General features: G+C 42.3%; 17 protein-coding genes. 2 read left to right on the forward strand and 15 right to left on the reverse strand.

Features of this window, described 5'->3' with window-relative positions:
• Nucleotides 1–54: 54 nt before the first annotated feature.
• The 4 genes from B3Q63_RS10760 to grpE form a co-directional block, all read right to left on the reverse strand.
• Nucleotides 55–603: a porin family protein gene (locus B3Q63_RS10760; RefSeq protein ID WP_296176521.1), complete on the reverse strand. Its 549-nt coding sequence runs from the start codon at nt 601–603 to the stop codon at nt 55–57.
• A 238-nt stretch (nt 604–841) separates the two neighbouring features.
• Nucleotides 842–1,384, reverse strand: a complete 543-nt coding sequence (locus tag B3Q63_RS10765) for a porin family protein (RefSeq protein WP_201625831.1) — start codon at nt 1,382–1,384, stop codon at nt 842–844.
• A 332-nt stretch (nt 1,385–1,716) separates the two neighbouring features.
• Complete coding sequence (gene dnaK / locus B3Q63_RS10770; RefSeq protein WP_201563864.1) at nt 1,717–3,660, reverse strand: molecular chaperone DnaK; 1,944 nt, start codon at nt 3,658–3,660, stop codon at nt 1,717–1,719.
• Between the two features lie 253 nt (nt 3,661–3,913).
• A complete protein-coding gene (gene grpE, locus B3Q63_RS10775; protein WP_281490689.1) occupies nt 3,914–4,543 on the reverse strand; it encodes a nucleotide exchange factor GrpE in 630 nt (209 codons plus the stop codon).
• A 507-nt stretch (nt 4,544–5,050) separates the two neighbouring features.
• On the opposite strand from grpE, the gene B3Q63_RS10780 reads away from it, so the two are divergent.
• Nucleotides 5,051–6,520: an alpha/beta hydrolase gene (locus B3Q63_RS10780; protein ID WP_296176532.1), complete on the forward strand. Its 1,470-nt coding sequence runs from the start codon at nt 5,051–5,053 to the stop codon at nt 6,518–6,520.
• A gap of 155 nt (nt 6,521–6,675) precedes the next feature.
• Here the strand turns inward: B3Q63_RS10780 and B3Q63_RS10785 are convergent, their stop codons facing one another.
• From B3Q63_RS10785 to fmt, 10 genes are all read right to left on the reverse strand, one after another.
• On the reverse strand, nt 6,676–7,755 hold the full coding sequence (locus B3Q63_RS10785) for a metallophosphoesterase (protein ID WP_296176535.1): 1,080 nt from the start codon (nt 7,753–7,755) through the stop codon (nt 6,676–6,678).
• Nucleotides 7,756–8,002: 247 nt separating this feature from the next.
• Complete coding sequence (locus B3Q63_RS10790) at nt 8,003–8,968, reverse strand: TIGR01777 family oxidoreductase (RefSeq protein WP_296176537.1); 966 nt, start codon at nt 8,966–8,968, stop codon at nt 8,003–8,005.
• A 525-nt stretch (nt 8,969–9,493) separates the two neighbouring features.
• Entirely contained in the window at nt 9,494–10,444 is a 951-nt protein-coding gene (locus tag B3Q63_RS10795) for a fatty acid desaturase family protein (RefSeq protein WP_296176539.1), read from the reverse strand.
• Between the two features lie 121 nt (nt 10,445–10,565).
• Complete coding sequence (locus B3Q63_RS10800; protein ID WP_271133669.1) at nt 10,566–11,084, reverse strand: GbsR/MarR family transcriptional regulator; 519 nt, start codon at nt 11,082–11,084, stop codon at nt 10,566–10,568.
• Nucleotides 11,085–11,211: 127 nt separating this feature from the next.
• Nucleotides 11,212–11,841, reverse strand: a complete 630-nt coding sequence (locus B3Q63_RS10805) for an L-threonylcarbamoyladenylate synthase (protein WP_296176543.1) — start codon at nt 11,839–11,841, stop codon at nt 11,212–11,214.
• Between the two features lie 156 nt (nt 11,842–11,997).
• Nucleotides 11,998–13,248, reverse strand: coding sequence for a DNA-processing protein DprA (gene dprA, locus B3Q63_RS10810; protein ID WP_296176545.1), 1,251 nt, complete (start codon nt 13,246–13,248; stop codon nt 11,998–12,000).
• A 57-nt stretch (nt 13,249–13,305) separates the two neighbouring features.
• Nucleotides 13,306–14,403, reverse strand: a complete 1,098-nt coding sequence (locus B3Q63_RS10815; protein ID WP_201563847.1) for a LysM peptidoglycan-binding domain-containing protein — start codon at nt 14,401–14,403, stop codon at nt 13,306–13,308.
• A gap of 348 nt (nt 14,404–14,751) precedes the next feature.
• Entirely contained in the window at nt 14,752–16,173 is a 1,422-nt protein-coding gene (gene thrC, locus B3Q63_RS10820; protein WP_296176548.1) for a threonine synthase, read from the reverse strand.
• A gap of 58 nt (nt 16,174–16,231) precedes the next feature.
• A complete protein-coding gene (locus B3Q63_RS10825) occupies nt 16,232–17,818 on the reverse strand; it encodes a transcription antitermination factor NusB (RefSeq protein WP_296176551.1) in 1,587 nt (528 codons plus the stop codon).
• A gap of 104 nt (nt 17,819–17,922) precedes the next feature.
• On the reverse strand, nt 17,923–19,029 hold the full coding sequence (gene fmt / locus B3Q63_RS10830) for a methionyl-tRNA formyltransferase (protein ID WP_296176554.1): 1,107 nt from the start codon (nt 19,027–19,029) through the stop codon (nt 17,923–17,925).
• A gap of 233 nt (nt 19,030–19,262) precedes the next feature.
• Between fmt and B3Q63_RS10835 the strand changes: the two genes are divergently transcribed.
• Nucleotides 19,263–22,253 (forward strand): response regulator, encoded by a 2,991-nt coding sequence (locus tag B3Q63_RS10835; protein ID WP_296176556.1) that lies wholly within the window; start codon nt 19,263–19,265, stop codon nt 22,251–22,253.
• Between the two features lie 259 nt (nt 22,254–22,512).
• On the opposite strand, the gene B3Q63_RS10840 is transcribed toward B3Q63_RS10835, so the two are convergent.
• A complete protein-coding gene (locus B3Q63_RS10840; protein ID WP_296176558.1) occupies nt 22,513–23,187 on the reverse strand; it encodes a riboflavin synthase in 675 nt (224 codons plus the stop codon).
• Nucleotides 23,188–23,541: the final 354 nt, after the last annotated feature.

Consider the following 23,541-nt stretch of genomic DNA (forward strand, 5'->3'; position numbering starts at 1 on the left):
TTTATTTAACTGATCCAACTTTGAAAATATCAAAGCTAAAACTCTAAACTCATACTAGAATTTGAAATGTGCACCAACAGTTAATAGCGCAATATCTTCAGCAACATAGTCATATTCAGCTTCAAGGCTCATGTTAGGGTTAAAGTTATAACCTAAACCGATACCACCAGCAAGACCGCTATCGCTATCACTTTCGCTAACAGAGCCTCCTAAAACATTGCTGGCAGAAACATCAATCTCAGCTTTAGCAAACCCCAGTTTACCTTTAGCGTATAGACCAGTATCAGGGAATTGATAACGGTAGGTGCCGTAGGCGCCATAAGTTTTAAGGTTGTATTCAGCATTAACACCCCTAACACCCGTCTCAATATCAGTGTCACTAGAGCCTACATACTCAATTTCGGCACCAAAGTTAGGATCAAAGTTATAACCCGCATAAATACCGTAAGCAGTAGGATCATCTAAACCATCAGTATCTACCAGAAACTTACCAACTTTAACACCAACATACGGCTGACCTGCATAATTAACTGCTGCTTGAGCACTCACACTCAGTAAAGAACCAACTGATAATGCGATCAAAGCTTTTTGTAAAGTATTCATATATGTTCCTGTTAAATAAAACTAAAATGCAGTCTGGATGGGTATTACAAGGCATACAAATTAGTTAGACTATTGTTGAACGCGCAATATTAACAGAACTATTCCTGTAATGCTTGTTTTTTAATGACGCTTACAGCACTTTTTCTTTTCGCATAAAAAAACGACCACCGCAGTGATCGTTTTTTATTTTACTAACTATTCAAGCTATTGCTAATTAAAGAACTTAAGATTCAAATAATTAGAATTTAAGTTGTGCACCAACGGTCATAAGATCAGCATCACTACCTAATTTGTCATACTCAGCTTCAACGCTGAAGTTAGGGTTCACTGAATATCCAAGACCTACACCACCAGCTAGACTAGTATCATCTTTAGAGATGGTATTTCTTTTAGAGTTTGAAGATAGATAGTTACCTTCGATTTCAGTTTTAGCAACACCTAACTTACCTTTGGCATATAAACCAGTATTAGGGAACTGATAGCGATAAGTACCGTATGCGCCATAAGATTTAGCATCGATATCACCGTTATAGTAATCAGCATCATCTGAACCTACGTATTCAGCTTCAATACCGAAGTTAGGATCAAAGTTATAACCACCGTATACGCCATAAGCGGTTGGCTTATCAGCACCGTCTACGTCTAAGTCAAACTGACCGACTTTTACGCCGACGTATGGTTGACCAGTATAGCCGTTGCCATAAGATACAGCTGCTTGTGCACCCATGCTTACTAAAGAACCAGCGGCTAGTGCAAGTAGAGTTTTTTGTAGAGTTTTCATATGTAGCTCCTTAAAATCAATTTGGACAAACAAGTTATTTATTTATGTGGGCTTTTTTAGCCATATCGCCTTGTTTGCTAACGATGTATACATAGTAACAAACTATGTCAAAGACTCTGTCAGTGTTTAATGGTAAGAAAGTTAAGTTTTGCAAGTGTTTGTCAGCACTCGGGTTACAAAGGCTGATATATGAAATCTTTTGTTACAACCACCAGTTTTGGGTAATACTTCCTACTCATTAGCCCGAGCTAAGTTTGCAAAATAAAAGAACGCACCTCGAAAGGTGCGTTCTTTATGATAAATCAGACGTCAGTTTTAGCTTTTAATCTGGCTTATTTTTTGTCTTCGTCTACTTCAGTAAACTCAGCATCGACGACGTCGTCATCAGCTTGGTTGCTGTTGCCAGCATTGTCCGCACCTTGTTGGAACTGGTTTGGATCCATACCTTCTGCGCCTGCACCACTATCTGCATAAATCTTTTGGCTAACTGGCAAGAAGGCATTGTCTAACGCTTCAAGCTTGGCTTTGATTTCGTCATGATCGTCTTCTTTAGCAGCTGCTTCAAGCTCAGAGATAGCCGTTTCTACTGTTGATTTTTCATCTTCAGTCACCTTGTCTTCGGCGTCTTTCAGTGCTTTTTGTACCGCATGGATACGACCATCTGCTTCGTTACGAACTTGTGCTAAGTTAGCGAATTTCTCGTCTTCAGCAGCGTTCGCTTCGGCATCACGCACCATTTGTTCGACTTCTTCGTCCGACAAACCAGAATCCGCTTTAATCTGGATACTTTGTGCTTTACCAGTACCTTTATCTTTCGCTGAGATATTCATGATACCGTCAGCGTTGATGTCAAAAGTCACTTCGATTTGTGGTAGACCACGTGGTGCTGGTGGAATATCGGTCAAGTCAAAACGGCCGAGCTGTTTATTTTGGTTAGCGATTTTACGCTCACCTTGATAAACCTGAATGGTGACTGCTGGTTGGTTGTCTTCTGCCGTTGAGAATACCTGTGATTTCTTAGTCGGAATCATGGTGTTTTTCTCAATGATTGGCGTCATAACACCGCCCATTGTTTCGATACCTAGCGTCAATGGCGTTACGTCTAGCAATAGGACGTCAGTTTTGTCACCAGACAATACCGCACCTTGAATCGCAGCACCAGCGGCAACTGCTTCGTCAGGGTTAACGTCTTTACGTGGCTCTTGACCGAAGAACTCTTGTACTTTTTGCTGTACCAGAGGCATACGAGTCTGACCACCTACCAAGATAACGTCATCGACATCGCCGATTTTTAGACCAGCATCTTCTAGAGCTGTTTTACAAGGACCCATGGTACGTTGTACCAATTCTTCCGTTAAGCTCTCAAGTTTTGAGCGGCTGATAGTCACAACCAAATGCTTAGGACCACTGCTATCGGCAGTGATATATGGCAAGTTCACTTCCGTGCTTTGAGCACTTGATAGCTCAATTTTCGCTTTTTCTGCCGCTTCTTTGAGACGCTGCATCGCAAGAGAGTCACCTTTTAGGTTGACGTCTTGGTCTTTTTTGAATTCGGCTACTAAAAAGTCAATTAGCGCTGAGTCAAAGTCTTCACCACCAAGGAATGTATCACCGTTGGTTGCTAGTACTTCAAATTGCTGTTCACCATCGACGTCAGCGATTTCAATGATTGATACGTCAAAAGTACCACCACCCAAGTCATATACAGCAACGGTGCTATCGCCTTGCTTTTTATCCATACCATAAGCAAGTGCGGCAGCGGTTGGCTCGTTAATAATACGTTTTACATCAAGACCCGCAATTTTACCGGCGTCTTTGGTTGCTTGACGCTGTGAGTCATTAAAGTAAGCTGGGACAGTAACAACAGCTTCAGTAACGGCTTCACCAAGATAGTCTTCGGCTGTTTTTTTCATTTTTTTCAAGATTTCAGCAGAAACCTGTGGTGGCGCTAATTTTTTACCGTTGATTTCTACCCACGCATCACCGTTATCAGCTTTGGCGATTTTATAAGGCACCATACCGATGTCTTTTTGCACGACTTTATCATCAAAACGACGACCAATCAGACGCTTAATGGCAAATAGGGTGTTGTTTGGGTTGGTGACCGCTTGACGCTTGGCTGACTGACCAACAAGGATCTCGTCATCTTTATAAGCGACAATCGATGGCGTGGTACGTGTACCTTCAGCGTTTTCGATGATTTTAACTTTATCACCTTCCATCACTGCCACACATGAGTTAGTTGTACCTAAATCAATACCAATTACTTTACCCATAATTAATTGCTCCTAATTTATTTTTAAATAAAAATATCTATATCATCAGACCCTAGATTATGAAAACTATCGACATCTAGTCGGTCACTTGTTGCTTTATATCGGTTTAAGGCTTCGTTTTTTCAAGTCAATCCACAGCTAAATATTGCCTTTTGTGTGATTTTTTGTGTAAAACCCCATTAATAATAGGGTTTAGTACAATTAAAGACTTATTTTTTAAATACTAATACCTTAAATCTTCTATATTTGATTGCTACTGGCCAACGCGTACCATCGCTGGGCGCAACAGACGACCGTTTAAGCTATAGCCTTTTTGCAAGACCGTACCTACCGTATCGGCTGGCGCATCGGCATCGATACCGACCGCTTCATGCAAATCAGCGTTAAATTTCTCGCCTTGTGGCTCGACGACTTCAACGCCATTTTTATTCAACACGTCTAACAACGCTTTATGAGTCAATCTTACCCCTTCGGTAACAGGGTCATCTGCATGGGCGTTTTCGATAGCGCGCTCTAAATTATCGACCACCTCTAACAGCTCTTTGGCGAATTTTTGCAGGGCAAATCTTTTGCTTTTATCGGCTTCTTGTTCCATGCGTTTTTGCGCGTTATACGCTTCGGCATTGGCGCGAGCGGTGCCTTCTTTAGCTTGCTTGACTTCGCCTTCTAGCTCAGCGATGCGCGCTTTAAACGTATCTAAATCGATATCGTTTGCAATCGTGCTCTCTGCACCTGAATTATTTTGTGGATCAAATTCTTGCAAGGTTTCATTTAAAATACTGTCGTCGTGTTCGACATTATCGTGCGAAACGTTGTCGTGTGAGACGTTGTCGTGTGGCATATTTTGCTCATTAGATTCGTGGTTATTATTCTGCTCGCTCATGATAGCTCCTTAATAGGGATATAATTATTAATGGGGTTGTTAACATAATAATAATGGATTGAAAAACGCAATAAAGCGGCTACTGACTAGCCAAACTGTGTTTTTCTCCATTGCTTACTTAATAGGTTTATCGGCTTTTAACAATCATCTAGCCGTTATCACTCACTTTTTTATCACTCACGGATTTTTAGCAATCGCTTATTTAACCTCTTCTGATAGCTGCTTGATAAAGGTGATGAGGGCAAATTTCAAGCCTAATCTGAGGAATTTTTCTCGATATTCATTAATGTCGGGATAATACCTACCAACTATGCCCTAAAATAACCGCATTGCCTTTACGCTTATCGTCAATAAGTGGTTAATTTCGCTAACAAAACCAACAAAATACCGTCAGTTATTCCAAATAAATTACTATTCACTCCTAAACCATTACCAAAGAATACTCAACTTTATTTCCACTTATCATATGATGGCTGCAAATATTATCTATCATTTATAGGAGGTGTTATGCCTAATTCAACAGTATTATCAATCAACACCTTACTTAATAAAGCAGTGAGGTCACTTAACCTGACCGCTTTGGCTCAAGAAAAGCCTGAAAGTGCACGTGATAGCTCTTTAAACAATCATAAACCAGAAAACTTACCGACTTTGCCAATAAAGAATGCAGAGATTGTAACCAGCGCTGATGATAAGCCATTATCCATCAAAGATAAGGTGCTTTATCATAACCTAATGACCAGCTATCAGCCGCACCTACTGCATTACGCTATGAAAGGCATCGGCTGCTTACCAGAGTCAGTATTAGAAAGCTTGGTCGGCTATTTGGATGGACCGACCGCTAAGCAATACGAACACGTTGATGCCCATTTACGTTTAATCCTTGCAGTCAATAGCAAGCTTAAAACCCCATTACACCTTGTAGACATGGTCGAATTGCGCAAACGCTTTGCGACCGACGTCGTTGCGATGCAAGCGCCAAACGTTTGGCAGCAGCCAAGCTCTACCTTATTTAATAGTATTAAACCTTTTGTCAAAAAAGATAGCCCTACCGTAGAGTGGGCAGACAAAACCATTGCCAATGCTGATGATGGTGACATGACCATGCGTTGCTATCAAAAACAAGTAAGTGCAACAGGCTTTAGCTTTAAAAAGAAACCGAAACGCAATCCTGATGAAACTGTGATGCTGTTTTTTCATGGTGGCGGATTTTGTATCGGTGATGTCGACACCCATCATGAATTCTGTCATGCCGTCTGTGATCAAACGGGCTGGCCAGTGGTCAGTGTTGATTATCGTCTAGCACCTGAATATCCTGCACCGACAGCGTTACAAGATTGTATTGCTGCTTATGGATGGTTGGCTGAAAATTGCCAAGCATTTGGCGCTTTGCCTTCGCGTATTGTACTGGCAGGTGATAGTGCGGGCGGCGGGTTATCAACCATGGTTGCTCAACAAGTCATCACCCCAACGGCAGAAGCATGGCAAGATTTGGGCATTAGTGGTCAAAAAACTTTTGAGATATTGCAGCGCGTGCCATCGCCAATGGCGCAAATGCCTCTGTATCCTGTGACGGATGTTGAAAATGATTATCCTAGCTGGGAATTATATGGCGAGGGTTTACTATTAGATCATGCCGATGTGGCGGTATTCGACGCCGCGTGTTTGGAAAACAGCCCGTTACCACGCCAGCATATCTTGACCTCACCTATGCTTGGCGACAATAGCCATATCTGCCCTACTTATATTGTCGCGGCCGAATTAGATGTTTTGCGTGATGAAGCTTTTGCTTATGCTAAGCAGTTAGAAAGCCATGGTGTTGCGGTCGAAACCTATACTGTTTATGGCGCACCGCATGGATTTATCCATTTTATGAGCGTCCATCAAGGGCTTGGACAAGAGACGCGTCATATTATTAATGGTTTTGCTAGCTTTGTACGTGAGGTCATCAGCACCCAAGAGTTAGTGGCTGCGTGAATAGCTGAATAATGGCTGTGGGTTACGGGCTAAATACGGGTAGCTATTAAAACAAGCTAAAAGCTAGCATTAACTGACAATTGGAAAAAGATAGATAAAAAGCACGGATAACCATAACGGCTAGTTACTATTAATCAGTTACTATGAATCAGCTACTACGAATCAGCTTGACCTGTCAAAGTAATTAGCCAAATCTCAGAACGCGTACCCAATCTAAATGGCACCGCGCCGATACCATAACCTGAAGTCACCAAAAACTGCGTGCCTTCTAGTTGTTTGGCGCCATAAACTAGTGGCGTGAACCATTTTAGCAATGTCGTTAAAGGAAATATCTGCCCACCATGGGTATGCCCTGATAAATGTAAATCAATGGGCAAACCTTTGATTTTTGCTAAATCGGCAGGGCTATGCTCTAAAAACATCACCGGTTTATCCGCCCTCACTTCACTAAGTAACTCTGTGGCGGCAGGGCGTGCAGGATCGGTTTCATCTGAACGCCCTATCAGCAACACTGAGTCATCCAACCAGACACTTTTATTATCAATCACCTGAATACCTGCCCGCTCGACTGCTTTAGAAATAGCAACTTGATTACCTGAATAATCGTGATTACCTAAAGTAGCATAGACACCGAGCGGCGCTCTTAGTTTTGATAAATGCTCATGCATATTGGTATTGTCATAAGCGTCAGTGGAATCGTTCATGACATCGCCCGCGATAACCACCACATCTGGACTTTGGGCATCTATCAGCTTCACCATCTTATCTATCTGCCGATTGCCAAACCATCTACCTAAATGAGTATCAGACACCAAAGCTATCTGCATTGGCTTATTGAGTGGCTTATCTGTCGTTACTTTCAGATGATGTACGACAGGCGAATAAGCATTAAATACTGCTAAACCTACAAGACTAGCATAAACCACAGCAGCAACGGCTCTCATGAGCTTTGGATGATATTTTTTCTTCAGGATATAGACATAAACTAGGGTAATGACAGCGGTTATTAAGCCTGCATAGAACATAAAGCCTTGTAAAATACTGACAACCAAGTAGACATGGAAGCGCTCGTGCCAAAACTCACTCAGTCCGTAGATAAGAAAAGCATTATTAATGACAAAAACGCTTAAGACTAGGCCAATTTTAGCCAAGCGCTGTTTTGGTTTGATGAACCAGTACAATATCCCGCTACTCATCATCGCGAGCAGCTGGGTAAGGATGATAAAAAGCCACATAATAAAATTGAATCAGACGAAGACCGGCTTATAGTACGCCAATATTCTTACCTGTTATAGACAGCATCATTTTTTATTGAAACTGTATAAAGGTTTTAAAAGAAATCACAGTTATACAAAACGTTTTTCGAAAAGTCAGCTTATTTTAAGGCGCATATTGTTTCACATGAAACAATGCCTTATATCATTTGATACGTCTTATACTTAAGAGATAATTTTTTCGCTACTCACTTTTTATAGTTGCTGCTTATACTTTCTGCTCTAACGCTTGCTTAAGGGTTAGCTGTTTGAATTTAAAATCTGCATTGAGTAGCGCTTGTGGCAATACTTTTTGCCCATCAATCAGCAAGGTCGACATCTCACCAAACATCAACTTTAATAAAAGTTTTGGTAAATTAAAAAACGTCGGACGATGCAGCCACGCGCCAAGCGTCTTGGTAAAAGTACGATTGGTCACAGGGTTAGGCGCGGTTAAATTATAGACCACGGCTGGCGTATCACTTGCTGTGTTTAAAGTATTGCCGGTATTATTTAACTGAACTTGCTGCTGAACAGTAAGATGCTGCTCAATGATAAAAATAACTGCCCTTACCCAATCTTCACGGCTAATCCAACTCATGATTTGCTTACCATCAGCCAATTGACCGCCAACGCCCATCTTAAAGGGTGTTAATAACTTACTAACCATGCCGCCCTCAGGATGGATAACGACACCGGTGCGCACGATAACAACAGGAACGCCATAATCGGTAGCTTTCAATGCCAACTGTTCCCAATCGTCACATAGTTTATGCGAAAAATCAGTGTTAAAGTCACTGCCCTCAATTAAAGGCTTATCACCTTGAGCGCCATACCAGCCAATCGCTGAACCGCTAACCAACAGCTTAGGTTTAGTGCTACTACGCGCTATAAAAGCAAGTAACGCTTCGGTAGGCTGTACACGGCTGGCAAGCAGTTGCTCTTTACGTGCATCGCTCCAACGCTTATCCGCAATCCCTGCGCCCGCTAGATTTAAAATGACATCAAAGCTCTGGTTAGATTTCGTCAGCTCATCATAAGTCATCATCTTAATATCGACAGGATGTGGCTGATTACTATCACGGGTCAGCCACGTAATATGCACTTCCTTATTCTCACTTCGATAGCGCTTGATAAAGGCTTCACTGAACGCGCTACCTAAGAATCCTGAGCCACCACTGATTAGAATATTCATGCCCTACTCCCTGTATTTTTTGCTTATCATTCAATTAAAATTAATCCTTTGTAACTATCCTCTTCCTTTTCGGATGTTATATCAAAACCACTTTTACATACTTTTGGTAAAGCCATACAGCTGGCGATAGTAGCATTCACAGCGCCGAACAGACCTACGATAAACATAAAAGCGAACGAAACTCCCATTTCCATCCATGAATTTATGCCTAAATAGATGACAATTGAGCCCATGTAAAATTCGGATGTCATAAATCCAATTAAAAAAGATGTACGTATACTTTTCTAAATATCAATAAAACGCACAGCTCTACAATTAGCCCACCAATAACACTACCAATCCCTGCAAATAAGATAATGACTTGTAAATAAGGATAAGCATCAACCTTATCATTCATTTTCATTATATTTATCCTATAAAAGTTAATGATTAACTTAGTATAAATATGGCTACGGTAGTGGGTGGTGAATTCATTATGAATAATTGATAGATAATTAATTATCTCAGTTTTATATAGCCTGCCTATTATGCAAAACGCTTACGAATAGGACACCCGTTCTTATCGTTGCTATGGTGATAATTATCTTTTAGTTTGTTCCATCTATTATTTATAAAGTTCATAACAGCAGATATATTGGGCAATACATGCTGCTTGGTTAGGTGTGGCGCTACTGCATCTAAACGCTTGGCTAGCTCAGGTAAATGATTGGATGGCACAGCAGGAAATAGATGATGCTCTACGTGATAGAGTAAGTTAAAAGTCAATATATTGACCAATGGGTTACGCTCAGTGCGGGCTATCGTTTCATCACAATCATGATGCACACCCCAAACAGCAATGATTCCAACACTAGCATTCGCCAACATCATGGTCAGTAGGTGATACATCAACACTTGCGCTAACATAGCAAGAGTTGGGATAGTAAGCGCGGTCAATACAAGGGCAACTAAGACGGCTAAAGTAATTAAGCCAAACTCTAACCAAGCCAAGTTTTGATTGCGACGGCTGCTTAGACGCAATCCTTGACGATAGATATTGAGCCGATAGGTTATGCCGCCTAACATCGCTTGCCACCATGACACTTTTGCCAAACTGCCCTCAATATCACTATCGCCTAGAGGGTCACGATGATGCGCCATATGAGTAGCTCGAATGCTATGCAAGCTGGTCATCAATAGCACACTAAGCAACAGCAATATGGCGGTAGTCGTACGTTTACCCGTACCTAAGCTATGATGATAGCCATCGTGAGCTTGGCGAAAGGCCGCAGCAAAAAATAGATACGACGCGACGCACGCCATTACATACCAAGATTGACTAGCAAACCACCACGACAGCAATAAAAACGGATAAGGCAAAATGAGGTTGTAAGCAATTTGGCCGCGAGTCAGTTGGCGTAAGTCTTGCCACTCTACTGAGCTAACAGCATTTTTGATCGATTGCTCTTTATTACTATGTGTTTTATTTGCTTTCATTTCACACATCCATTTGTCATTACTGCTAATAAAGGGGGTTTATATAAACCTTACATACTTACATTAATTTCTGTCAAAACAGAAATATATACTGAAAAATTTTTATTTTTACATAGTTAGATTACCCTAGAACCTTTTTTATACTCGCGCCTAGTTTCAAAACTTTTTTAAGGGCGTTAGTCGGTAGTCTAAGCATCTCAGATGACCAAGTGGTGACTGTATCAACGAACTCTTGGGTATCACGAATACGTGCTTTTACTGCGCTATTTTCATGTTCAAACTCAGGACTATCCATCAGTTCTTGTAAAAACTGTACTGTTGGATCCAGCTCACGCTTTTGGCGTTCAACTACAATGATACGTGCGAGCTCCCAAACATCTGTATTGGTCGTAAAATGATCACGCCTGTCGCCCAATATCGAAACCTTTTGTACCAATCCCCAATTTTGTAATTCTCTAATACTGTTTGAGACATTAGAGCGAGCAACACCAAGGGTTTCGGTAATTTCTTCAGCATCTAACGGCTTACCGATGATATATAACAATGCATGAATTTGTGACATGGTACGATTAACGCCCCATTGCGAACCCATTTCGCCCCAATGTAAGATAAACTTTTCGGTCACAGGATTTAGTTTCATGATTGATATCTACTCACTATTTTCTATAATTTATAACTACCTTCTTGACTCATAGTGCGCTATTCTTTTATTTCTGTCAATAGTGAAACTAAGTAGTAATACTGTCTGTTTGAATGATTGCTACCCCCTAACGAACGATTAGACCTGTGGTGGCATCACGGATTTGGCTCGGTAACGTATAACCTAACGTTTCAGTCTGTAAGTAGCTTATTTGCTCGCCGAAATAAGCATAGGCTTCATCAAAGGTACTGGCAGGCTGATGACCAGACGGGTTGCAACTTGTGGAAACCAATAACCCAAATGGGTTATCAGCACTAACCATCTGCTGGCACAACTGACGAATAGTAGGATGGGCGATAACTCTAACCGCGACAGTCTGATGTTGGCCCGTTATCCAAGAAGGAATGGTTGTGGTAAGTGTGCTCGGAATGGGCAATAACCATGTATGGGCTTGCTTGCATTGTAGCGCTATATTGTCACTATCTGCCTGCCAACTCTTGATGATTTGCTGGCGCTGACGATCTTTTAAAGCGTCTAATAAAGGCGCTAAACGCTCTGCACTATCGGTAATGACAATCATACCTTTAGCTTGTGGACGCTGTTTGATATTCAAAATGCGCTGAACTGCCGCTTCATCATAAGCATCACAGCCAATACCCCAAACGCTTTCCGTTGGATAAGCAAGTAACTCGCCTTCTTTTAGCCACTGAGCAGCTTGAACGACAGAATGAGTAATAAATGACAGGGATTCTTTCATGGTTTAAACGCTTCGAGAGGATAGAGATTTAAGCATTTATAATAACACAGGACACGGAAAGACTCGAAAAGTAGCGTTTAAAACTGCCAAAATCTTTTCGGCTAAAGACTCAAAAACTAGCAAATAGAGGAGCTTAACAGTAAAGAAAACATAACTCTAAACCCGCAAATAACGCCCACCTTGCACACTGATAACCCCTAACAATTCAAGCTCCATGAGTTGCCCAATCAATTGCGGTGGTGTCAGATTAGTAGTGATTAATAATGCATCCAAATCTTGTCCATGCCAGTCAAGCTGCTCATAAACCTGCGTTAAATTCTCGGGAATAACGATAGCATTGGAAGAAGATTTGAGACTAGACTGCGGCGACTGACCAATAGTGGTGGTAGAGATGTTGTCTGTATTTATAGAATGAGAGCTTTGACTAAGATTTGCTTGCTCAATATTAAGTTCTGCGTTATCCGATGAATTGTAGTTATGGCTTTGATAGCCTAATTGACTGTTAATATCTTCGAGTACTTGCTGCGGATGATAAATTAAGGTTGCGCCTTCACGTATTAAATGATGACAGCCTTCGGCATTACTATTGTCGATATGACTTGGAATCGCAAAGACTTGCTTGCCTTGCTCAGAGGTTAGGCGCGCAGTAATGAGCGAACCACTTTGAATCGTCGCTTCAGTGACAATTGTCGCGAGGCTGAGTCCTGCAACTAAGCGATTGCGGCGCGGAAAGGTATGCTTATGTGGCTGCGTATGCGGTAGCAGCTCGCTGATAATACAGCCACCTTGCTCGATAATCTGGCTAAATAATTTATCATGATGATTGGGATAATTGACATCAATCCCTGTACCCATCACGCCGACCGTACGACCTTGATATTCTGTATCAACTTGAGCCAAAGCACCCAGATGTGCACGCTTATCGACGCCCATAGCAAGGCCGCTAGTGATAATATAACCGGCTTGCGCTAAATATTGCGCCATATCAAAGGTGATTTTTTGGGCATGAGTGGTAGGTTTGCGGCTCCCAACGATGGCGATTTGCGCTTGTTGCAAGCGTGCTTTATCGCCACGATAAAACAATAAAGGCGGTGGGTCATAGATATCTAATAACTGCGGAGGATAATCGGACTGATCGGCAAATAGCAGACCGTATTTGTTATCTAGCAATGCCTGTTGGATGGCATCGATAGTGGCTTGCGTTTGCTGTGGCTGTTCGTGACGCTTAAGATGCGTACTATGAATGCCAAGCTGCCGCCATGCCTCTACTTTGGCACACCAAGCAAGCTCGGCATTACCAAAATAAGTAACTAGCTTATGATAAGCCGATAACGACGCATTGACCTCAGTCCACAGCGCCAATACTGCGCGCTGCTCATCGGATAAAAGAGAGGAGACTGCGGTCATAAGCGCTTAACTCATAGTAACTGACGGGGATAATGACTCAATAGACGCTCAAGTCAATTATAAGTAAGGCGGTGGTAAGAGCTGATCACCGACGTTGAGCGGTAGCTCAGAGTCAAGCACATACGCATAACTGATATTATCAAAGGTATTAAACACCATGACCATGCCACTAGGCTCGCTTGGCAAACGTACCGGGGTATCGTTGTCCTTGATATCGCGTATGACCGCGCCTTTTTGATAAACGGTCAACACATCACCAGGTTTAGCGCCGTGCGTGCTACCTAGATTGATAGCAACCACACTGCCTTTAGCAGCTGAGCTGATAGAGTCCATGACGCGGACAATCATACCGCCACGGTTGACGGTGGCAGGCGTTGGATAAAATACCGGCGGGATAGAATTGTTTAATTCTACAAAAACGCGATCGCCTTCACGGACTTCTTTGCCATAACTGTCAATCAGCTGCAAGCTAGTCACACCATTGGTCTCTGTAGACGTGACCAAACCGGTAGCAACTTGGGTGACTTCTAAACCGATGATTTTTTGCGTTTTAGGCTCGACATACTTCTCGCCTTCACGGTAAATGCCATAACGCTGTCCAACGATAAGTGGTACGCCTTTAGCATAGACTTTATCGCCGCTTGCTGTAATTAAATTGCCTTTTTTAGAAGCTAAAATATAGGGCGTGGTATTAAAATCTGCTGGATTAACAATGATGGTCTTATCGAGCCAATGCTGAATCGCAGACCATGGAATAGGCGGAATACTATTAGCGGTCGAAGTGACCGAAACTGTGCTAGACACTACATTACCCGTCAACTGCTTTTCAACGCCCGCACAGCCCTCGCCTGTATCAACGCCAATTAAAGTCTTACCTTGTATCACACATAAAATAAGAATGTCATTAGGATAAATAAGGTTGGGATTTTTGATTTGCTTATTGGTCGCCCAAATCTCTTTCCAGCGCCATGGACTGTCTAAATAACGCCCTGAGATATCCCACAACGTATCGCCTTTTTTGACGATATAGCGATTAGGGGCATCCGCTTTAATGGTCGGCGGTGGATTATTAGCGTGGGCAGTGGTCATCAGCATTGCACCACTAAATGTCGTCACCAATAGTGCTTTTGCTATATTTTTTAAGCTCATCTTCATTGTTATATCCACAATATGTAGCGCTATTAGCGTCGAATCTGGTCTACTTAAGTCTATTACTTAGGTTTAAAACCTCATTCTAGTCATTAAACAATGACCAGAAAGTAAAAACATAAAAGGCTTAAGTATCACCATCATAAAGCTTCTAGAGCAGCTGTTCAGTGTTGTCGACTGATATGATTGACGGGTTTGATTGCTAAAAAAGCGCCGAGCATGATGATGACTCGCCGACGCTGTTTCTAATATTACAATTATATCTACCATAACACAATCATAAACACTTTATTACAATAGCGTAACCTTTAATTGGATATTAATTTCAATGAATACTTTATATAAATAAGCTGACTACGCAAGATTTGGCGTCACGTGCTGACGGATTTGCTCAGCGACCAGCTCAGCCTTGTTATCTAGCACCACCACATGCTGCGGTAAGTCCTCTAAGCCTTCGGTATGAGCAGGGCGAGCAATCTCTATTGGACCAATAGCTTCGACAATCGTATCGGCAAACTTAACCGGTAATGCCGTTTCGGCACAAACTATCACTTCACCTTCGCGCTGTAATTCTTTAGCAACTTTAATACCGTCGGCAGTGTGCGGATCGACTAGCTCACCATGCTGCTCATAAAGTGCCTTAATAGTTTGCAAGCGGTCGCTATGCGTCGATTTACCTGCAGCAAAGCCATAACGCGTATTGACCGCCTCCATCAAGTCAGACAAATCAAAACCTTGACCGGATTTCACCCCTTCAAATAACTCGCTGACACGGGCGCTGTCTTTGTCGAGTAGTAGATAGACAAAGCGCTCAAAGTTAGAGGCTTTAGAGATATCCATTGATGGGCTGGACGTTACGTAAGTTTTATCGGTCGGACGCGGCTGATAAGCGCCTTGATTAAAGAAGTCGTTGAGTACGTCGTTTTCATTGGTCGCGACGATTAAACGGTCAACTGGCAGTCCCATTTCGCGAGCGATATGACCGGCGCAAATATTACCAAAGTTGCCTGATGGGACGCTAAAGCTGACTTTTTCATCATTGTTAGCAGTCACGGCAAAATAGGCTTTAAAGTAATAAACGATTTGCGCAAGGATACGACCCCAGTTAATAGAGTTAACCGTACCGAGGTTATAAGCCGCTTTAAATTTGGCATCTTGTTGCAGCGCTTTGACAATATCTTGGCAATCATCAAACATACCATCGATGGCGATATTATGGATATTATCATCGGTCAGACTATACATTTGCGCACGCTGGAATTCGCTCATTTTGCCGTGCGGTGACAGCATAAAGACTTCGATATTGTCTTTACCACGTAGGGCATATTCTGCCGCGCTGCCCGTGTCGCCACTGGTCGCACCAATAATAGTAATACGCGCGTCTTTTCTTTTCAGCACGTATTCAAAGGCATTGCCCAAGAACTGCATGGCAACGTCTTTAAATGCCAATGTCGGACCGTTCGATAATCCTAAAATATATAAGTCATCTTCAAGCTTACGGACAGGGACAATCTCATCAGAACCAAATATCTCAGCGGTATAAGTACGCTCGATGATATCTTGCAAATCAGCCGTAGGAATATCAGTGGCAAAGCACTGCATAATCGCCATGGCAAGCTGTGGATAGCTGAGCGTACGCCACTCATCAAGGGTCGTGCTATCAATGTTTGGATAGTGCTCAGGCAGCATCAAACCGCCATCTGGCGCAAGACCCATCAATAGTACATCACTAAAATCCATTGGCGCTGTCTGACCACGGGTACTGATATATTTCATTAGATTGTCCTGTCTATAATGAGGTTATTCAATATTTAAAACGGTTTATTCAGCAGTTTTATGCGATTGTCTTATGAAGCAATGCATAATAGAAACCATCACCACTCTCGCTATCAATCGGCAAGCACTGACGCCCGATTGCTTGCGTGATGCCCCAACTGCAGTCTTCGGTAAATTCAATCGCTACCGCATCATTATGATGACTGATAAAATCCTGCATTTGCTCGACGTTTTCTTGCTTTAAGATAGAGCAGGTCACATACAATAGATAACCACCCGCTTTCAATTGTGGCCATAAATTATGCAAAATATCGGCTTGTAATAATGCGGTTTGCTCAACGTCTTCTTCGGTACGCAAAATACTGATATCAGGATGACGGCGAATCACGCCTGTCGCGGTACAAGGAGAATCGAGTAATATTGCATCAAATACCGGCTCATTGGTAGCCGCTTTTTTATTTTTCCCATGCTGCCATCTGGTGGCATCAGCACAGACGATATTCAGTGCGACACTTTTCTCTGCTTGCTGTAAATCGTGCTGACTTAAATTTAAGCGCTGTAAGTTCTCACGAATACGCTCAATACGCGGCGCTTCATTATCGATAGCCGTTACCTTAATATCAGCAGTCACAGGCGTCGATTTAGCATCGTCTTGTTTCACGTGAAACAACGATGATTCGTCATTAGCGCTTATGAGCTCTAACCAGTGAGCCAATTTACCACCAGGTGCAGCGCAAGCATCTAAGATATGCAGCTCATTATTATTGGCTTCTGAATCAATGTCTGTATTAGATTTATCAGTGCTTATTTTAGCCATTAACGCTTTATTAATAATCGGCGCAGCAAGTTGAGCATGCATGTCTTGTACGCTGGCAACTCCTAAAGCAAAATCAGGCAAAGCGTTCACGGCTGTGCTTTGATGTAGCCGGAGACCTTTTGTGGATAGCGTTGTTGCTATAGCTGTATTTGATGAGTTAGGTAAATTAAAACCACTCGTTAGCTCAACGATGTCTGCATCAATTTCTGCCCCATCAAGTGCTTGCTGATAATCCTCTACTGAGCTAACCGCTGAGTTTACGCGTAAAAACATCGGTGCCGCTTGGCGCAAACCTTGGGTCAGCTCATCATACTGCTCGCTCCAGTCTTGCTTAAGCTGATAGGCGAGCCAATTCGGTAGGCTATGCTTTTTATCGCACTTCTTACGGAACTTACTAGGATTCTTAGCCACTTTACGCAAGATAGCATTGATTAAACCTGTTGCATGGGCAAAATCAATCTCTTTTGCCGCTTCAACCGTTTCGTGAATTGCCGCATGGTCAGCGACTTCCAAATACAGCAACTGCACTAAGCCCACTTGAATGGTGGTTCGAACTTCAACTTCATCGATAGGGTTGTCAGCTAAGGTATCGAGCAAACGCGCCAGTGCATGCCACTGACGTAATGTCGTTAGTAGTAGCGCATGGGCAAAACCTTTATCGCCGTCATGTAGACTGTTGAGTAACGGATCAAGGACGCTGGCAAGCGACTGACCGTTTTGAATGGCCAGTAAAGTGCGAATGACCCGTACACGTACGCTACCATTCATAATCAGGTTGCTTGATGGTTTGAGCTTATTGTTTCTTGGCGCAGTGTTGGTTTGTCTCATTAAATTGGATTTCCTTGACGTCTGGTCGATCGCGTCTGATAAAAGTTGGATTATTTGGTATTAAATTACCGATATTAAAATATACAGATTTAATTTAGCGTAGGTTATTTCGAATCGGTCGTAAACTGGTCGCCATCATTTAACTGATTACCATGGCAAATTTGCTCAGCAGTCATCGGCTTGCCACCAGCGAACTGCAAGTTAGTGATAGCCAAAGTCGTGGCTGATTCTTCATTGCTTTTTTGTTTGGTCTCATCTTCTTTGCCACAAGCGACCAGTATCGCTTTGCGGCCGACGCTGATGACAGTGCCAGCAGGCTCATTGGTTTGCTGTGATGGGTTCACAGGTAAGCTGGCTAAAATTTTAACCCGCTGCCCTGCTAAAAAAGTGTAAGCACCTGGCCATGGCGTCAGCCCACGAATTTGTCGCTCAATCTCAGTAGCGGATTGCGTCCAGTCGATTTCGCCTTCGGTTTTGACCAATTTTTCAGCATAATTGGCTTGGCTGTCATCTTGGGCTACTGCTTGCGCTTGATAATGCGCCAAGTCTTTTAATACCGTCTTAATTGCCGCAGCGCCAAGCTCAGCCATTTTATCATGTAGGCTCGCAGCCGTATCATTGGCTTCAATAGGCGCGCTGACCTTGTGGAGCATATCACCGGTATCAAGCCCCTTATCCATCTGCATAATAGTAATGCCGGTCTCAGCATCGCCAGCCAGTAATGCACGGTGAATAGGCGCCGCACCGCGCCAACGTGGCAACAGCGAAGCATGGATATTTAGACAACCATAAGTAGGCGTGGTCAATACGCCAATTGGTAAAATCAGACCATAAGCCGCGACAATCATCACATCAGGCTGATAAGTACGTAAATTCTCACGTGCTGCCATACCTTCTGTGCTAGATTTTTTAAAGGTAACTGGTTGCTCAACCGCAATACCATGCGCCAATGCCACTTGCTTGACGGCAGAGGCTGATAACTTTTGCCCGCGCCCTGCTTTGCGATCAGGCTGGGTATAAACCGCAACGATATCTATATTCAATGCGTCTTGCTGCTTGATAAGCGCCTCAAGGCTGACAGCAGCAAACTCCGGTGTACCGGCAAATATCACTCTTAAAGGGCTGGCGGCACTCTGCGCCCCAGTGATAAAAGTTTGCTTAGGTTGATTGGCGTCAATAGATATATCAGATTGTGCAGCAAGTGTGGTCATAGTCAGGCATTATTTATGGTTAATTTGCCTATTATAGGTGAGTTTGTGGTGTTGTGCCATGATTGTAATAGCAGCCATCCAGCGCTATTAATGGTGCTATTTATCTCTATAATAGTAAGCAGGCTCAGCTACTTATTCATCAAATAAGTCATAGCAAGCAAATCTGTCAGATTTATCATTATTTTACGATGCGCCATCACACCGACTTACGGTCGATTTAGGGTCATGCTTTTATGCAACAGTTCCAGTCTCTACAACGCTTGCTGATTTTTTATACGCTGACATTATTGGCGATGTTGTCAGTGTATTACTTCACCATGTTTTATGAGATAAGGCAGGATAATAAGCAAGACAGCATAGAGAGCTTTTATGCATTGCAGTATGAGATTTCTGAGCTTGCCAACCCTGACAATACTGACATTAAAAAGGTTTTAAAAAAACCGTTTCTAAAAGACATCAGCTATCAGCTTATTTTTATGATGCCATCTGGACAGACTTATATTCATCGTCATACCCGTCCTAATGAGAGTGAGTTTAGGGGTATTACCTTTCCCAAGGTCATCGCTTCACTGCCTTCTAGTAGCAATCATTATAGTGCCTCTACGGTAAACAATAATGCCTTAATCGGCACCATTGAGCTTGAAAGTGGTCATAAGATTTATACCATCCTGCGTCATAAGCCGCTCGATATCAATTGGATATCGTATCGCTATTGGCTGCCTTTAATGATAGCCATCATGTTTTTTACCATGGCATTACTCTATACGCTCAAACGCCGTGCCAACTGGGAACAGCTCCTCGTTTATACCGATGAGTTAAGCAGCCATGCCAAAGATGCCTACGTCACGCCGCCGTTTATTGAAAAGAAAACCACGGCTGAGTTTTTGCGCTTAGGGCACGCACTTAGCCGTATCAGTTATCAGCTGCATAATAATCACCGACGCATTACCACCCTAAAACATCGTCTCGAGCGTTTGGTTGATCATGCGCCGCTGCCCATGCTGATGATTATGAGACATGGTCAAATCAGCTTTTTTAATCAGCGTTTTGAGCAAGTATTTGCAACGCCCTTTCAAAGCGATAGCAATTATCAATTGACGGATTTTGTCTTTGCAGAAGACGAAACAACTCAGGCACTATTATATAAACTGGTAGAGCTACGTGTCACTCGTACCTTATTGGTGTATGGATTACATAATAAAAAAGCCTATCAGTTGCATATTACCCCGTGGTTTGGTGAGCACGGGCAAGTACATGGCTTTACGGTACTGCTGAATAATATCAATGAGATGGTCAATCAAAGTGTGGACTTACAACAACGAAACCAGCAGCTACAACGCCAACTTGATGAGTTTAATACCCTTAAATCGACGATGGGTCATGATTTACGCCTGCCGTTAGAGGCGATGATTGACACCTTAGAGCCGATTGACCCTAGCACCTTAACCGCTAAACAAAATAAAACTGTCACAACTTTAATTCAAACCAGTCATTCTATGCTTACCATGCTTAATGACATGCTAGATATCGGTGAGATAGAGGTGCGGAAAACCCGCCTAAATATTGAGGCGGTTGACCTGTATAAACTTGGGCAAGAAGTCAGTCAATCAGTCGTAGAAAGGACGAAAAACCAAGGGCTAGAGCTCCTTTACTTTTTTACACCGGACAGCCCACGTTGTATCGATACTGACCATAAACGCCTGCAACAAATATTACGAAATTTACTAGACAATGCGGTCAAATTCACCACGGCTGGCTACGTGGCATTGACCATTGATACGGTGAGCAATACAGAAGTATTGTCCATCAAGAACCGAACTTTGATAGACATAAATAAAGATACTAACACGCCTGAAAACACTGAAATTAATAAAGAAAACGCCAGTCATGCCGCACATGATTGGGTTCGATTTAGTATAAAAGACAGCGGTATAGGCATCGATATAGCGAAGCAACATCAGCTATTGACTTATCTTAATCAAAACAATAATCAAAATAACCGCCAAAGCCAAAGCAGCCAAAACAACCATCAAGTCAATAACCCAAGCAAAAACCAGAACCTTAACTACATTCAACATAACAGCACTGAGAAAGGGCTCGGGTTAAATAATGCCAATAGTTTTGCGCGCTTATTGGTTGGTTTTATTGAAATAAAAAGCACGGTAGCTAAAGGCAGTACTTTTAATCTTTACCTGCCTTGCAAGCGGCCAAATTATCAGCCGGTCTACCACCTTAATCCCCATCTGACCCAGATTCATCTGCTTGCGGTAATCAAACAACCGCTGCGTGCTGACTATCTGCGCCGTTTATGCGCCTATTTATCGATACCAGCCACCATCTCGACTTTTATAGACAGAAGCACGCTACAGCAACTGAGAGAGAGGTTAGCAAAAGAGAAGCAGAGCCTCGCCCCTATCTTGCTGCTAGATTATGAATACTATGAAGAGGTAAATATCGCGCTTTCCAATCAAGCCTTAGCCAGTGATAAAGATATAGACTTTGAAAAAATAAAAAGCATAAACACAGAAAATATAGCAGCTTTGCATAAAAAAGCGGAAGATGAATTGTCTGTTTATATTGATAGACAACAGGCTTTAAACAGTTTGCTTGCCGATACTGCGCTGCCAAAGATATTGGTTAGCATGAAAGCTGAACGCCGTATTCCGTCTATGCTATTAGATAGGTGTGACGGCTTTTTAAACAAGCCAATTGATGTGGCATTGTTACTCTCTGAATTACTGCGTTTGACCTTGGCTGTTAGGCAAACTTTGAGTCAACCAGAAAATATTGAAGAGGACACTAAAGAAAATAGTAGCCAATTAGTCACATCTACAGATGAAGCTAGCAGCGAAACTCTAGCGCCATTGATTTTAGTGGTAGAAGACAGTTTAACCAACCAAAAAATAGCCTGTAAAATATTGGCGAAACTTGGCTATCGTAGTGTGGTTGCAGAAGATGGGCAGCAAGCGCTAGATAAGTTAAAAGAACAGCGCCAAGAAATTGCGCTTATTTTGATGGACTGCCGGATGCCAGTGATGGATGGACTACAAGCGACCCAAGCGATTCGTGCGCAAGGGGATGATATTCCTATCGTGGCACTGACGGCAAATAATACCGAAGAGGATCGCAGCGCCTGCTTGCAAGTTGGCATGGATGAGTTCTTAGCCAAGCCTATTAATAAACTTAAACTGCAAGAGATTTTGCAAACGTTTATTAAAAACTAGGTCATGTCCTCATTTTAAAAATGGTGATAAAAATGAGATAAATTGTAGCCAAACAAGGAAAATAGTGCAGTTAATATCGGGATATTACCCAGCTATTTGACGAAGTTTAGCAAAATTTAGCCATTTTTAGACCATTTAGATGTCCATCGATTAAATTGAGGACACGCCCTAGTAAGCGTTTGCAATATTTGCCAGCCTTATCAGGACAGCATCACAGCTAAATCACCAGAAGGACAGTTATAAATTTAGACTTTAGCCGTTATTTCATAAAACCATTATCTGCCAAAAACGCCTCGGTAATCTTGCTCTGTGGACTGGTTGTATTTGAGCTATCTGCTTGTGATTTATTCAATAAACGCTCTAAATAGCGCGCCACGATATCCACTTCCACATTGACCTTAGCTCCTAGCAACCAATGCTGCGCTATATTGGTCACTTGCGCGGTATGCGGAATGATGTTCAGCGCAACGATATTGTCACGTACTAAATTGGTGGTTAGGCTGATACCATCAAGGGTAATAGAACCTTTGGTCGCCGTATAATGCGCCAGCTCGTGTGGTATCTCAACTTCGATATAAATAGAGCGCGCATCTTTTTGCAGCTTACTGACCACACCGACGCCATCGACGTGACCGGCGACGATATGCCCACCAAAACGGGTGGTCGGTAACATTGCTTTCTCTAGGTTCACGATATGACCTGGCTTTAATTCCGCTAAAGCCGTACGAGTAATCGTTTCACGTGAAACATCAACAGAGTAGTAATTACTACCAAACTCGACCACGGTCAAACAGATGCCATTAGAAGCAATCGAATCTCCCAGTTTTACATCACTAAAATCCAAACCGTCAGATTCTATCGTTAGACGGATATCACCGCCAGTCGGCTGCATAGACTTTACTTTGCCGACGCTTTCTATAATTCCGGTAAACATATCAACCTCTTTTCATTTTTTATTGCCGTTAAAGGCAGAATATATTTATTTAAGCCTATTGTTTCATGTGAATCCATCAATCAATCCGTCAATAATGGCAACTATTAGATTTTATGCTAGCTATGACATTTATTAATCTTAGCGAGAATAAGAAGAATTATGGGATAAGTTGTGGATAACTAAAGATAATTCAAGACATAGCAGGGTTAAAACCTTGGTGTTTAAAGAGTTATCCACAGAAAGTCTATTTCTTACTAATTTTTTATTAGAAATAAAAAAATATACATAAGTTATTGATTTTAAATAAATTAATTATAAACACTATTATCAATAACCACTAATAAGTTTCATGTG

The organism is Psychrobacter sp. UBA2769 (assembly GCF_002352555.1).
GTDB lineage: Bacteria > Pseudomonadota > Gammaproteobacteria > Pseudomonadales > Moraxellaceae > Psychrobacter > Psychrobacter maritimus.

Coding starts and splice junctions, on each gene's coding strand:
- dnaK (WP_201563864.1), bottom strand. CDS start 3,660: ATGGGTAAAGTAATTGGTATTGATTTAGGTACAACTAACTCATGTGTG.
- grpE (WP_281490689.1), bottom strand. CDS start 4,543: ATGAGCGAGCAGAATAATAACCACGAATCTAATGAGCAAAATATGCCA.
- B3Q63_RS10825 (WP_296176551.1), bottom strand. CDS start 17,818: ATGAGACAAACCAACACTGCGCCAAGAAACAATAAGCTCAAACCATCA.
- B3Q63_RS10795 (WP_296176539.1), bottom strand. CDS start 10,444: ATGAAAGCAAATAAAACACATAGTAATAAAGAGCAATCGATCAAAAAT.
- B3Q63_RS10785 (WP_296176535.1), bottom strand. CDS start 7,755: ATGTGGCTTTTTATCATCCTTACCCAGCTGCTCGCGATGATGAGTAGC.
- B3Q63_RS10780 (WP_296176532.1), top strand. CDS start 5,051: ATGCCTAATTCAACAGTATTATCAATCAACACCTTACTTAATAAAGCA.
- B3Q63_RS10765 (WP_201625831.1), bottom strand. CDS start 1,384: ATGAAAACTCTACAAAAAACTCTACTTGCACTAGCCGCTGGTTCTTTA.
- B3Q63_RS10805 (WP_296176543.1), bottom strand. CDS start 11,841: ATGAAAGAATCCCTGTCATTTATTACTCATTCTGTCGTTCAAGCTGCT.
- B3Q63_RS10760 (WP_296176521.1), bottom strand. CDS start 603: ATGAATACTTTACAAAAAGCTTTGATCGCATTATCAGTTGGTTCTTTA.
- B3Q63_RS10835 (WP_296176556.1), top strand. CDS start 19,263: ATGCAACAGTTCCAGTCTCTACAACGCTTGCTGATTTTTTATACGCTG.
- thrC (WP_296176548.1), bottom strand. CDS start 16,173: ATGAAATATATCAGTACCCGTGGTCAGACAGCGCCAATGGATTTTAGT.
- dprA (WP_296176545.1), bottom strand. CDS start 13,248: ATGACCGCAGTCTCCTCTCTTTTATCCGATGAGCAGCGCGCAGTATTG.
- B3Q63_RS10800 (WP_271133669.1), bottom strand. CDS start 11,084: ATGAAACTAAATCCTGTGACCGAAAAGTTTATCTTACATTGGGGCGAA.
- B3Q63_RS10815 (WP_201563847.1), bottom strand. CDS start 14,403: ATGAAGATGAGCTTAAAAAATATAGCAAAAGCACTATTGGTGACGACA.
- fmt (WP_296176554.1), bottom strand. CDS start 19,029: ATGACCACACTTGCTGCACAATCTGATATATCTATTGACGCCAATCAA.
- B3Q63_RS10790 (WP_296176537.1), bottom strand. CDS start 8,968: ATGAATATTCTAATCAGTGGTGGCTCAGGATTCTTAGGTAGCGCGTTC.
- B3Q63_RS10840 (WP_296176558.1), bottom strand. CDS start 23,187: ATGTTTACCGGAATTATAGAAAGCGTCGGCAAAGTAAAGTCTATGCAG.